Genomic DNA, 12,534 nt, shown 5'->3' on the forward strand with positions numbered 1-12,534 from the left:
TTCAGTTCCTCGTTTTGACCAGGTTCGTGCGCTTGAAGGCGATGACCTCCTCGCCGCGTTGGTTGCTGCCGCGCGTGTGCCAGGTGACGATGCCGTAGCCCGGGCGGTTGCTCGCCAGGCGCGCGGCCACCACTTCGGAGCGGGCCTGGAGCGTGTCGCCCGGATAGACGGGCCGCAGGTAGCTGAGCTCGTCCACGCCGAGGAAGGGGCCGCCGCCCTCGGACAGGTCTTCCACCGACAGGCCGAACACCGTGTTGAACACCAGCAGCGGATTGACCGGCGTGGTCGGGTGGCCATGGGCCTGGGCGAAGGCCTCGTTGGTGTAGTGCGGGTTGTAGTGCAGCGTCAGCGCGGAGAACAGCGTGTTGTCCGCGGCCGTGACCGTGCGGCCCCAGTGGTGCGCGAAGCGGCGGCCGATGTCGAAATCCTCGTACCGGTTGCCGCGTGTCCTGGGCCTGGCCTCGGCCTTCAGGCGTTGGACCGTGATGTCGTTGGGCGTCATTGAATCGCTTCGATCAGGGAGTGGAGGTGGGGGGAGGTGGGGAGTGCCGCGACCGCGTGCACCAACTGCTCGAAGCGCGCGGCGCCGATCACCGGCTCGGCGATCGCGCGCGCCTTGGCGTGCAGGCGTTGCCATTGCGCATCGAGGTCGGTGGCGGGAATGGCGACATTGGCCTGCGCGCTCAGCACGCGGCCATCGCGCGTGCGCAGGGTGGCGGTCGCGGTGTCGCGCTGCTGCGTGTCGGCGACCTCGAGCGCCACGCGTTCGCGCGCCCGGCGCCAGCGCGGATCGCTTGCCGTCTGGTCGGTGTAGAGACCGAGCGCGGCGGTGTCGGCGCCGTCCAAAGCCAGCGCGGCCAGGTGGCGGATCGAGAACTTGACTTCGAGCCCGGTCGCCGGGGCCTCGATGTCGCAGACGCCACGATGGTTGCCTTCGCCCGAGACCGTCAGCGTCAGCGTTTCCAGGTCGTCGAGACCGACGCCGTGGCGCGCGCGCAGTTCGCGGATAGCCTCGATCGACGAGTGCGTGAGGTAGCAGGCGGCGTGGTACTTGAACAGCGTGCGCTCGATCGCGAAGCCGGACATGGTGTCGATGGTGGCGGGGAAGGGGTTGAGCTCCGGTGCCAGCGTGCGCGCGAAACCCTGCGCGCCCTCGATCGCCTGCTCGTTCGCGGTGAAGCCGCGCGCCGCGAGCTGCGCGGCCATCAGCCCGTTCATCGCGGCCTTGCCCGCGTGCAGCGGCTTGGCCATGGTGCCGAACATCGACTTGAGCCCGGCAGCCTGGGTGGCCGCGAGGCCCAGTGCATGCGCGGTCCGCGACGGGTCGAGCCCTTGCAGGTGGGCACAGGCCGCCGCGGCGCCCAGCGTGCCGACGGTGCCGGTCGCATGGAAGCCGTGGCGGTAGTGGCTCGGACCCACCATCTCGCCGACGCGGCTCTCGATCTCGTGGCCGACCACCACGGCGCGCAGCAGCGCGAGGCCGGAAGCGCCGCGCGCCTGTGCCAGTGCCAGCGCCGCGGGCACCACCGGCACGCTGGGATGGCCGAACATGCGCGAGGCCACATCGTCGAAGTCGAGCGCATGGCCGGCGGCGCCGTTGATCAGTGCCGCATCGACCGGCCGCGCACGGCGGCCGCTCGCGATCAGCGAGGAGGCTTCGCCGCCGCTGCCGCCGTATTCCTCCGCGAGCATCCGCACCAGCGGTTCGCTGCTGCCGGCGATGGTCACGGCGAGCCAGTCGAGCATCACGTGCCGCGCCCATTCGAGCGCCAGCGGCGTGATCGCTTGCTGCGCGCCGCCGCCGATCCATTCGGCCAGCAGCCGGGTGGCCTCCACGTCCTTCGTCACGCCGGTGTGCGCTTCGCTCATCTTTTTTCCTGCCGTCTGGTTGTCTCGTTCGCTGAAGTATCCGGGCGTGCGTCGGCGAAAAGAATCATGGATGTGATGGTTGAAGACGCGCCAGAACCATCACATATGCGATGGAGCGCACGCAAGCGAAGCGGCAGACTGCACGCCCATGAATGCACTTCAGCACCCACCGCGCCGTTCGGCGCTCTACGTTCCGGCCTCCAATCCACGCGCCCTCGCCAAGGTCGGCGGCCTCGATGCCGATGCCGTCGTCTTCGACCTCGAAGATGCCGTCGCTCCCGAGATGAAGGAGGCGGCGCGCAGCCACCTGCTGCAGGTCTTCGAAGCCAGACGGCCCGGGCCGCACTACAGGGTGGTGCGCATCAACGCCATCGGCGGCGCGGACTTCGATGCCGACATGCGCACCGTGGCGCGCTGCCGGCCCGATGCGCTGCTGGTGCCCAAGATCGGCAGCGCGAACGACGTGCGCTTCCTGTCGGAGGCGGCGCTGCGCCATGGCCTGGGCGCTGAATTGCGGCTATGGCTGATGGTCGAGACGGCCGACGCGCTCGCGACGCTCGACGACATCGTGCGCGCCGGCCTTGGCGCGCGGCCGCGGCTCGAGGCCCTCGTGGTCGGCACCAACGACCTCGCGAAGGAAACCGGCGTGTTCGCGGGCGATGGGCGGTGCTACCTGGTGCCGTGGCTCATGGGTGTCGTGCTGAGCGCGAAGCGGCATGGCGTCTGCGTGCTCGACGGCGTCTGGAACGACTTCGCCGACACAGCGGGCTTCGATGCGGAAGCCCTGCAGTCGTCGCGCATGGCCTTCGACGGCAAGACGCTGATCCATCCGTCGCAGATCGCGCCGGCGAACGCGGCCTTCTCTCCCTCGGCGGCGGCGCTCGAGGAGGCGCGTGCGATCGTCGCGGCCTTCGAGCTGCCCCGGCATGCCGGCGCGGGCGTCATCAACCTCGAAGGCCGGATGGTCGAGCGGCTGCATTTCGCGCAGGCGCAGCGCCTGCTGGCGATGCAGGCGGCGATCGAGGCGCGCGACCAAGGCCGCTGAGCGCCGCGCTCAGCAATTGCCCGCGGCGGCCAGCAGCGCGGGCAGCAGTTGCTTGCGCCGCTGGTGCAGCCGATCGACCGGCGCACCGATCCCGATCGCCAGCCGCTGGCTGCGGATCTTGGTGGGAATCAGGGTGGCGATCACGCCCGCGCCCGAGGTCGCGAGATTGGCCGATTCGTACCAGCCCTGTTCGCGTGCCTGCTCGACCGCGCGCAGGGTCTGTGCGATCCGCGCGATCGGGCCGCTCTTGCCGCGCTCCGCGTTGTAGCGTCGCAGCAGCAGCTCGATCTGCTCGTCCTTCATCTCGCTCAGCAGCATGATGCCGATGGCGGCGTGGTGCATGGGCCGCTTCACGCCCGGCGAGGGCGAGAAGCGCAGCGCGTGCTGCGACTGGATCACCGAGATGTACTGCATCGAGAGGCCGCTCTTGCGCCCGAGCAGCACCGACTCGCCGGTCTCGCTGGCCAGGCGGCGCAGCGTGTCGTGGATGGTTTCGCGCTGGCCCGGCATGTGCGTGGCCCATTCGCAGAGGAACGCGACCCGCACCGACGGGCAGTAGCTGCGCGTCGCGCGCTCGTACTCCATGTAGCCCTGGCTGGCCAGGGTCTTGAGCAGCATCGAGACGCTCGATTGCGGCGCGCCCAGCTTCTGCACGATCTCCGCCACGCGCAGCGGCCGCTGCTCGGCCTCGAACAGCTCGAGCAGTTCGAAGACCCGCACCGCGGATTTCACGAGGGTGTTCTGCATGGCGGGTGCTACGCGGCTTGCTCCGGCGGCGGCCGAAGCGCCACGAATTCGCCCGTCAGCCGCCCCACGACCTGCCCGCCGTATTCGAGCTGCGACGACACCGAGATCCGCGCCTTGCCCTTGCGCGCCAGCATGCGCGCGAACTGCGGCCATTGCGCGGGTTCGTCGAAGGCCGAGCGCGCGATGAAGTCGCCCTCGATCGGCAGCTCGTAGGCCATGGTGTTGCGCTGGATCACGAGCCGGCTGGCCAGGCCCTCGGCCGTCAGCCGCGTGTTGAGCAGCGACCAGGCCGCGAGGATCGCGACCGCCGAGGCGCTGCCGCCGAACACGGTGTCGCGGTGGTTGATGTTGGGCGCGAGCGGTGCGCGCAGCACCACTTCATGCGGCGCCACCGAGGCGACGGACACGGCCATGGCCTTCGAGAGCGGGATGTGGTCGTGGAGGTAGTGCTCCAGGTCTGCGGGGTTCAATGCGGTGATCTCTTTGGGATGTGGGCGTCGTGCTACTTGGGCCGGTGCGTGTCCATGAGGTCCCACGCCAGGCCCGCGGCCCAGCCGATGCCCACGAGCCAGGCGCCGAGCTGCACGGTGTCGATGTCGGCCGGCGCGAACCAGTGGACCGCGAGGCCGACGAGCAGGCCTGCCGCTGCACCGACGCAGGAGGTGGGAGAGATCAGGGCTTCGAGCATATCGGCCGGCGGTCTACTTGCGCACCCGCCCCCGCTTGAATCGCAGGAACACCCCGATCGCCAGCGCCGCCAGGATCCCGCCGAGGATGAATTGCCCCAGGGCCGCGGCCACCGCGGCGCCGGACACCAGGCCGAAGCCGATGAGCGTTTCGAGCAGCTGCAAGGCCGCGTCGAGCTTCGAATGAAAGTAGCGCTTCATCTCGTGTTGCCGTTGCCGTTCGCGATCCGTCTCAAGGATTCCACCGCCGCAGCCCCAGTGCTTCCGCCTGCTGCCGATACGCCTGGATGCGTTCCCGCACATAGGCATCGAGCGCGGCCCCCGTGAGCGCGAAGGGATAGAGCCCATGCCGCTCGCGCAGCGCAGCATAGCCGGGCGCGGCCATGGCTTCCTCGAAGGCGGTGGTCCAGGCGCGCAGCGCGGTGTCGGGCACGTCGGCGCTGATGTAGAGGCCGCGTACGGTGGGCCAAACGAGGTCCACGCCCTGTTCGCGCGCGGTCGGCACGCCCGCGAGCGCGCCGTCGAGCCGCGCTTCCGACAGCACCGCGAGCAGGCGCACGGCGGTGCCGGCGGCCATGGCCTGCAGCGCCTCGGCGGCGTCGCCCGCGAACACGTCGACATGCCGGCCCTGCAGCGCGCCGAGCGCATCGCCGCCGCCTTCGAAGGAGACGAAGCGCATCGCGCGGTGGTCGCCGCCGGCGGCGCGCACCAGCAGCGCGGCCTTCACCCAGTCCTGGCTGCCGACGGTGCCGCCGGCGCCGAACACGATGCGCGACGGCGACTGGCGCAGCGCGGCCATCAGCTCGCGCAGGCTGCGGTAGGGCGAATCGCGGTGCACCACGACCACGCCGTAGTCGGTGCCGAGCGCGGCGACCCAGCGCACGGCGCTGGTCGGATGCGGGCCGAAGCGGCCCTGCGCGAGGTTGAGCAGCGAGCCGCTCGAGAACGCGACCAGCGTGCCCGGGCCGCCGAGCCGGCCGGTGGCGATGCGGTCGAAGGCGACGGCGCCGATGCCGCCCGGCAGGAAGCGCTGCGCGAGCGGCGCGCGCGCGGGACGCACGGCCTGCAGCGCGTCGCGCGCGAGCGCGCAGGTGAGGGCGAAGCCGCCGCCGGCCTTGGCGGGGATGATGCATTCAGCCGCGGCCTGCGATGGATCGGCCGGATCGAGCTGCGGCGCCGCGAAGGCGCGCATCGCGCCGCCGGGCAGCAGCAGCGCCGAGAGCGCGCGCAGCGCGTGGCGTCGAGAGTGATCGATGCGGATCGGCATGGCGGGGATTCTGGCCGCGAAACGAGGCGCGACGGCGCTCAGGCCGTGCCCGGCTTCGGCCACCAGATGATGGCATGCAGCCCGCTGCCGCCCTCGCGTGCCTCGAGCCGCAGCTCGCCGCCATGGCGCTGCGCGATCGAGCGCGCGATGGCCAGGCCGAGCCCGAAGCCGCCCTTGCCGGCGCGCGCGCCGCGCCGGAAGCGCTGGCCGAGCTGGGCGCGTTCCTCCTCGCCGAGGCCGGGGCCGTCGTCCTCGACATTGAGGCTCCAGCCGGCCGCATCGCCGGCCGCGAACACGGTGATGGTGCCCTCGGCCGGCGTGTAGGCGATGGCGTTGGCGACGAGGTTGGTGAGCGCCTCGCGCAGCAGCGCGCGGTCGGCCACCGCAACGAGTTCGACGTGCGCATGCCCCGCGGCATCGTCGGGTGCCTGGATGCCGAGGTCGATGCGCTTGGCGCGCGCCTGCGGCAGCAGGTCGACGGCCACCTCGCGCAGCAGGCCGGCGAGTTCGAACGCGGCCGGCGCCACGGCCACGGTGTCGCTGCGGCCCAGCGCCAGCAGCTGCTGCGCGCTGCGCGTGGCGCGGCCGATCTCGGTGCCGAGCGCGTCGAGCGCGGCGCGCACCTGCAGCGGATCGTGCTGGCGCTGCGCGTAGTCGGCCTGCATCTGCAAGGTGGTGAGGTGGGTGCGCAGCTGGTGCGAGGCATCGTCGAGGAACTGCCGCTGCTGCGCCACCAGGTCCTGCGTGCGCGACATCTGGCGATTGACCGCGGCCACCAGCGGCCGCACGTCGGCGGGCAGGTCGGTGTCGGCGATGCGCGTGAGGTCGTCGGGCTTGCGCGCCTCGACCTCGCGCGCGACGCGCGACAGCGGCCGCAGCGCCGCCGCCAGCGCGGCACCGGTGCCGAACACCAGCAGCGCGAGCACCAGCGCGTCGCGCAGGGCCGCGCTGCGCACGAAGCGGGTGCTGAATTCCTGGCGCGAGCGCGTGCTCTCGCCGACCTGGATCAGCACGCTGCGCCCGGCGCTGCCCGCGGGCGCGCGGTCGAGCTCGCGCCGGTAGGCCGCGAGCCGCACGGCCTCGCCGAAATACTCGGCGTCGTAGAAGGCCGGCACGCCGAGCGCGAGCGAAGCGGGCGGCGCGGGCAGGTCGGCGCTGCCGAGTTCCACCAGCCCGTCGGAGGTGGCGACGCGAAAGAACACCTGGCCGCTGGCCGTGAGCTCGAAGAACTCGAACATGGTGTAGGGCAGCTCGACCGAGAGCCCGCCCGAGGCGGTCGAGATGTTGGCGTCGATGGACTTGAGCGCGCCGAGCAGCGAGCGGTCGTAGGCCGCGTTGGCCGACGCGAGCGCATCGTGCCGCGTGCGCCACAGCTCGATGCCGGTGACCGCGATCAGCGCGGGCAGCAGCAGCAGCGCGAGCCGCTGCCAGAGGCTGGCGCGGCGCAGCCAGGCGACCGAGGCACGCACCATGCCGTCTTCAGTCCGCCTCGAGCACATAGCCCAGGCCGCGCAGCGTGACGATGCGCACGCCGCTGCCGTCCAGGCGCTTGCGCAGCCGGTAGACCAGCACCTCGACGGCCTCGGGATGCACCTCCTCGTCGTCGGAGAACACGCGCTCGAGGATCTGCTGCTTCGACAGCGGCTCGCCGCTGCGCTGCACCAGCACGCGCAGCACCGCGAGCTCGCGCGGCGACAGCGCGAGCGCCTCGCCGGCCAGCGTGAACTGGCGCCGCGCGCCGTCGTACACCAGCGGCCCGCAGGCCAGCCGCGGATGCTCGACGCCGCGCGCGCGGCGCACCAGCGCATGCAGCCGGGCCTCGAGCTCGGCCAGCGCGAAGGGCTTGGCGAGGAAGTCGTCGGCGCCGGCATTGAGCGCGCTCACGCGCTCGTCGAGCGAGTCGCGCGCCGTGAGGATCAGCGCGGGCAGCCGCTGGTCGCGTTCGCGCAGTCGTTGCAGCACCGCGTGGCCGTCGAGCCCGGGCAGGCCGAGGTCGAGCACCAGCGCATCGTGGTCGCGCTGCTGCAGCGCGCGGTCGGCCAGCCGGCCGTCGTCCACCCATTCGACCTGGATGCCCGCATGCTCGAGCGCCTTGCTGAGCCAGGTGCCCAGGGTGTGTTCGTCTTCGGCCAGCAGGATGCGCATGGGGCGACTGTAGGGCGCGGCGGTGCCGCCGCCCAGGCGGCTTTCCCGCAGGTCCGCGCTCAATCGGGCTTGATGCCCGCCCGCGCGATCACCTTCTGCCAGCGCGCCTGCTCGCTCGCGATGAACTGCGCGAACTGCTCGGGCGTGCCGCCCACGGCCTCGGCCGCGTCGCCGGTCAGGCGGCGCATCGACTCGGGCGACTTCACGGCGCTCATGGTCTCGGTCGAGAGCTTGGCGAGCTGGGCCGGCGTGATGTTGGCCGGCGCGAGCATGCCGTACCACTGCGTCATCTCGAAGCCCGGGAAGCCCTGCTCGGCCACGGTCGGCACGTCGGGCAGCTGGGCCAGGCGCTTGGCCGAGCCGGTGGCGATGCAGCGCACCTTGCCGGCCTTGATGAAGGGGATGACCGCCGCCGCGCCGATGGCCGAGGCATCGAGCCGGCCCGAGAGCAGGTCGGTCACCATCGGGCCGGTGCCGCGGTAGGGCACGTGCAGCATGAAGACCTCGGAGGTCATCTTCAGGTATTCGAAGGCGAGGTGGCCCGCGCTGCCGTTGCCGGCCGAGCCGTAGCTGAGCTTGCCGGGCTTGCTCTTGGCATAGGCGATGAACTCCTTGAGGTTCTTCGCGGGCACGTCGGGGTGCACCACGTAGAGGCTGGGCACCTTGGCCAGCAGGCTCACGGGCTTGAAGTCCTTGTTCGCGTCGTAGGGCAGCTTGGCGAAGATGTAGGGGTTGACCGCCAGCGTGCCGATGTGGCCGAGGATCAGCGTGTGCTGGTCGGTGCTGCGCGCCACCTCGCTCATCGCGATGTTGCCGGCCGCGCCGGGCTTGTTGTCGACGAACACGCTCTGGCCCAAGGTGCGCGACAGCTCGACCGCGGTCGAGCGCGCCACGATCTCCGAGCTGCCGCCCGGTGCGAAGGGCACGACGAAGCGCACCGACTTGTTGGGCCAGGTGTCGTCGGCGCGCGCGAGGCCGGCGAAGCCCGGCAGCAGGCCGCCGAGGGCGAGGGCGCCGCCCGATTGCAACCATTGGCGGCGGGTGGGCGAACCCAGGTCATGGGGAAGGTCGAGGCGCATCGGTCTTGTCTCCGTGGTTTTTCGGGAAGGCCGCATGGTGCCTGGGGTTGGCTGTCGGAATGCTGTCAGTGCCGCCGCCGGCCGCGCAGCAGGTTCATTCACACCTTCTCAACCCTTCGCGCGCTGCAGGTGCGTGGTGATGAAGAAGCGTTCGCCCGGGTGCGTGGCGACCGAACTCACGAGCACCTCGCCCTCGGCATCGAGATAGCGCCGCAGGATCTGCAGCGTCGCGCTGCCGGCTTCGATGCGCAGCTTGCGCGCCATGGCCGCCGAGGCGTCGACCGCGCGCACCTGCTGCACGATCTCGGCCACGCGCAGGCCGTAGTGCTGCTCGAGCAGCGCGCTGACCAGCGTGTCGGGCGCGGCGCGCACCAGCGCCTCGAGCGCCGCGTACTGGGTGTCGACGTAGATGTCGGTCCAGCCCAGCGGCAGGCCCTGCGGGCCTTCCTCCATGCGCAGGCTCGAGATGCGCAGCCAGCGCGTGCCTTCCTCGCAACCGAGCAGGCGCGACAGCGCGGCATTGCTCGCGATGGTGTCGATCTCGGGCGCCAGGCGCAGGTGGGCGGCGCCGTACTGCATCAGGTCCTCCACCGAGGCCAGCGACTGCTGGAAACCCATGCGCGCCACCGTCGATTCCACGCGCGTGCCCACGTTCTTGCGCCGCGACACCAGGCCCGCGTCCTGCAGCTCCTGCAGCGCCATGCGCACCGTGTGGCGGCTGATCCCGTAGTGGTCGCGCAGCTCGAGTTCGGTCGGCAGCAGCGAGCCCAGCGGGAAGCGGCCCGAGGCGATGCCTTCCTTCAGTTCCTGGGCGATGTCGGTGAAGCGCGGCTTGTTCATGGTGGTCCCGATTTTGACCTAAGGGTAAACCCCATTCATGCATATGTCCGAACATATTAAATTAAATATGTCCGAACATATCAAGGCCCGTCCATGTCCTCCGCCTCCCTCCCGATGGCCAGCACCGTCGTCGATTCGATCCTTTTCCGCGACGCCTTCGGCACCGCGCCGATGCGCGCGCTGTTCTCCGACGTGGCGCTGATCCAGCGCTACATCGATGCCGAGATCGCGCTGGCGCGCGCCGAATCCAAGGTGGGCGTGATCCCGGCCGACGCGGCCGAGGTCATCGCGCGCGAGTCGCGCATCGAGCGCATCGACTTCGACCACATGCGCCACGAGACCGACATCGTGGGCTACCCGATCCTGCCGCTGGTGCACCAGCTGGTCGCCATGTGCGGCGACGCGGGCCGCTACGTGCACTGGGGCGCGACCACGCAGGACATCATGGACACGGCCGTCGCGCTGCAGGTGCGCGACGCGCTCGACCTGGTCGACGCCGAGATCCGCGAGCTGCGCGGCATCCTGGCCGACCTCGCGCGCAAGCACCGCGACACGCCGATGGCCGGACGCACGCACCTGCAGCAGGCGCTGCCCGTGACCTTCGGCTACAAGGTCGCGATCTGGCTCGCCATGTTCGACCGCCACCAGCAGCGCCTGGCCGAGCTGCGCCCGCGCGTGGCCGTGGTCGAGTTCGCGGGCGCGGCCGGCACGCTGGCCTCGCTGGGCGACAAGGGCTTCGAGGTGCAGGCGGCGATGGCCGAGGAACTGAAGCTCGGCGTGCCCGCGACCACCTGGCACGTGGCGCGCGACGGCTTCGCCGAGGCGGTGAACCTGCTGGCGCTCATCACCGGTTCGCTCGGCAAGATCGCGCTCGACATCATGATCATGGCCTCGACCGAGTTCGCCGAGGTCTACGAGCCCTTCGTCAAGGGACGCGGCGCGAGCAGCACCATGCCGCAGAAGCGCAACCCGATCTCGAGCGAGCTGATGCTCGCGGCCTCGAAGGCGGTGCGCCAGCATGCGGGCCTGATGGTCGATGCGATGGTGCAGGACTTCGAGCGCGCCACCGGCCCCTGGCATGCCGAGTGGATCGCGATCCCCGAGAGCTTCATCCTCACGGCCGGTGCGTTGCACCAGGCCAAGTTCGCGCTCGGCGGGCTGATCGTCGACGAGGCGCGCATGAAGCACAACCTCGGCATCAGCCGCGGCCTGATCGTGGCCGAGGCCGTGATGATGGGCATGGCGCCGCACATCGGCCGCCAGCAGGCGCACGACGTGGTCTACGACGCCTGCCGCACCGTCAACGAGAAGGGCGGCACGCTGGCCGAGGCGCTGGCGGCCTTGCCCGAGGTCACGGCGCATTTCGACCGCGCGGCCATCGATCGGCTGACCGACCCCGCCAACTACCTGGGCCTCGCGCCCCGGATGGTGGACCGCGCGCTGGCGCTGTCCGCCCAGGCCCGGGGCTGAGCCCGGGCACCCAAGGAGACAACCATGCTCAACGATTCCACCCTGGTCGCGCCGCCGAAGAAGCTGCCCTGGTACCGCAAGCTCGGCATGCAGGTGCTGGTCGCGCTGCTGCTGGGCATCGCGGTCGGCTTCGTCTTTCCGAAGTTCGCGGGCCAGCTCAAGCTGCTCGGCGACATGTTCCTGTCGCTCATCAAGGCGGGCGTGGCGCCGCTGGTGTTCCTCACCATCGTGCACGGCATCGCCTCGGCCGGCGACGTGCGCAGCGCGGGGCGCGTGGGCTGGCGCTCGCTGGTGTACTTCGAGGTGATCTCGACCATCGCGCTGGTCATCGGCCTGCTCGCGGGCAACCTGCTGCAGACCGGCAAGGGCATGGCCTCGGTGGCCGGCGCGGCCGCGGCGCCGGCGGTGAAGGCCGCCGCGCCGCAGGGCTTCCTGGAGTTCATGGCGCACATCGTGCCCGACAACTTCGTCGGCGCCTTCGCCAAGGGCGAGCTGCTGCAGGTGGTGGTGCTGGCGGTGATGGTGGGCATCGGCATCCTCGCGATCCCCGAGAGCCGGCGCGAGAAGATCAACGGCGGCCTCGACATCATCTCGGAGGTGCTGTTCTCGTTCATCAACCTGGTGATGAAGCTCGCGCCCATCGGCACCTTCGGCGCGGTGGCCTATTCGGTGGGCAGCAACGGCTCCGCGGTGCTGGTGGCGCTGGCGCAGCTGGTGCTGAGCTTCTATGCGGTGATCGTGCTGTTCATCGCGGTGGTGCTGGGGCTGGTCGCGAAGTTCGCGGGCTTCAGCCTGTGGCGCTTCCTGCGCTACATCAAGGACGAGATCCTGATCGTGCTGGGCACCGCCTCCTCGGAGAGCGCGCTGCCGCGCCTGCTCGTGAAGCTCGAGCGCCTGGGCTGCGCCAAGCAGACCGTGGGCCTGGTGCTGCCCACGGGCTATGCCTTCAACCTCGACGGCACCTCGATCTTCATGGCCATGGGCGTGATGTTCATCGCGCATGCCTACGGCGTGCCGCTCACGCTTGACCACCAGATCGGCATCCTGCTGCTGATGCTGCTGACCTCGAAGGGCGCGGCCACGGTCTCGGGCGGCTCGTTCGTGGTGTTCGCGGCCACCGTCACCTCGACCGGGCTGCTGCCGGTCGAGGGCCTGGCGGTGATCTTCGGCGTCTACCGCTTCCTGTCGATGGCCATCTCGACCTGCAACGTGATCGGCAACAGCGTGGCCACGGTGGTGGTCGCCAAGTGGTCGGGCACCTTCGACGCACAGCAGGCCGAGCGCCACCTCTACCCCGAGCGCTACCCCGACACCGCACGGGCCGACCAGGACCTCGACGACGGCGTGGCGCCCGTCGACGCCCATGCCGCGCGGGCCTGACGCCAT

General features: G+C 70.8%; 14 protein-coding genes. 3 read left to right on the top strand and 11 right to left on the bottom strand.

What is annotated here, in order from left to right:
* Position 1 precedes the first annotated feature (1 nt).
* Both AC07PU_RS10615 and AC07PU_RS10620 read right to left on the bottom strand, forming a co-directional pair.
* Positions 2-502, bottom strand: a complete 501-nt coding sequence (locus AC07PU_RS10615) for a MaoC family dehydratase (protein WP_495317317.1) — start codon at positions 500-502, stop codon at positions 2-4.
* On the bottom strand, positions 499-1,869 hold the full coding sequence (locus AC07PU_RS10620; RefSeq protein WP_495317319.1) for an MmgE/PrpD family protein: 1,371 nt from the start codon (positions 1,867-1,869) through the stop codon (positions 499-501). Before AC07PU_RS10620 ends, AC07PU_RS10615 begins: the two co-directional genes overlap by 4 nt.
* A 148-nt stretch (positions 1,870-2,017) precedes the next feature.
* On the opposite strand from AC07PU_RS10620, the gene AC07PU_RS10625 reads away from it, so the two are divergent.
* Positions 2,018-2,914, top strand: a complete 897-nt coding sequence (locus tag AC07PU_RS10625; protein WP_495317321.1) for an HpcH/HpaI aldolase/citrate lyase family protein — start codon at positions 2,018-2,020, stop codon at positions 2,912-2,914.
* 9 nt (positions 2,915-2,923) lie between these two features.
* Here the strand turns inward: AC07PU_RS10625 and AC07PU_RS10630 are convergent, their stop codons facing one another.
* The 9 genes from AC07PU_RS10630 to AC07PU_RS10670 all read right to left on the bottom strand — a co-directional run bounded on the left by AC07PU_RS10630 (position 2,924) and on the right by AC07PU_RS10670 (position 9,678).
* The gene (locus AC07PU_RS10630; RefSeq protein WP_398496869.1) at positions 2,924-3,661 is read right to left on the bottom strand and encodes an IclR family transcriptional regulator; all 738 of its coding nucleotides are present in this window, start codon (positions 3,659-3,661) and stop codon (positions 2,924-2,926) included.
* Positions 3,662-3,669: 8 nt separating this feature from the next.
* Positions 3,670-4,131 (bottom strand): YiiD C-terminal domain-containing protein, encoded by a 462-nt coding sequence (locus AC07PU_RS10635; RefSeq protein ID WP_495317324.1) that lies wholly within the window; start codon positions 4,129-4,131, stop codon positions 3,670-3,672.
* A 32-nt stretch (positions 4,132-4,163) separates the two neighbouring features.
* A complete protein-coding gene (locus AC07PU_RS10640) occupies positions 4,164-4,349 on the bottom strand; it encodes a hypothetical protein (RefSeq protein WP_495317325.1) in 186 nt (61 codons plus the stop codon).
* Between the two features lie 13 nt (positions 4,350-4,362).
* Positions 4,363-4,548: a hypothetical protein gene (locus AC07PU_RS10645; RefSeq protein ID WP_057593617.1), complete on the bottom strand. Its 186-nt coding sequence runs from the start codon at positions 4,546-4,548 to the stop codon at positions 4,363-4,365.
* Between the two features lie 31 nt (positions 4,549-4,579).
* Positions 4,580-5,614, bottom strand: a complete 1,035-nt coding sequence (locus AC07PU_RS10650; RefSeq protein ID WP_495317327.1) for a tripartite tricarboxylate transporter substrate-binding protein — start codon at positions 5,612-5,614, stop codon at positions 4,580-4,582.
* Between the two features lie 38 nt (positions 5,615-5,652).
* Positions 5,653-7,086 (bottom strand): sensor histidine kinase, encoded by a 1,434-nt coding sequence (locus AC07PU_RS10655; RefSeq protein WP_495317330.1) that lies wholly within the window; start codon positions 7,084-7,086, stop codon positions 5,653-5,655.
* A gap of 7 nt (positions 7,087-7,093) precedes the next feature.
* Complete coding sequence (locus AC07PU_RS10660; RefSeq protein WP_296739584.1) at positions 7,094-7,759, bottom strand: response regulator; 666 nt, start codon at positions 7,757-7,759, stop codon at positions 7,094-7,096.
* 59 nt (positions 7,760-7,818) lie between these two features.
* Positions 7,819-8,838 carry a Bug family tripartite tricarboxylate transporter substrate binding protein gene (locus tag AC07PU_RS10665; RefSeq protein ID WP_495317332.1) on the bottom strand — a complete coding sequence of 340 codons (1,020 nt, stop codon included), beginning with the start codon at positions 8,836-8,838 and terminating at the stop codon, positions 7,819-7,821.
* A gap of 108 nt (positions 8,839-8,946) precedes the next feature.
* Positions 8,947-9,678 carry a GntR family transcriptional regulator gene (locus tag AC07PU_RS10670; RefSeq protein WP_495317334.1) on the bottom strand — a complete coding sequence of 244 codons (732 nt, stop codon included), beginning with the start codon at positions 9,676-9,678 and terminating at the stop codon, positions 8,947-8,949.
* Between the two features lie 93 nt (positions 9,679-9,771).
* Between AC07PU_RS10670 and AC07PU_RS10675 the strand changes: the two genes are divergently transcribed.
* Positions 9,772-11,148 carry a class-II fumarase/aspartase family protein gene (locus AC07PU_RS10675; RefSeq protein WP_495317336.1) on the top strand — a complete coding sequence of 459 codons (1,377 nt, stop codon included), beginning with the start codon at positions 9,772-9,774 and terminating at the stop codon, positions 11,146-11,148.
* Positions 11,149-11,172: 24 nt separating this feature from the next.
* A complete protein-coding gene (locus AC07PU_RS10680) occupies positions 11,173-12,528 on the top strand; it encodes a cation:dicarboxylate symporter family transporter (RefSeq protein WP_296789374.1) in 1,356 nt (451 codons plus the stop codon).
* Positions 12,529-12,534 lie beyond the last annotated feature (6 nt).

This window comes from Variovorax sp. GW821-FHT10D07 (assembly GCF_059415325.1).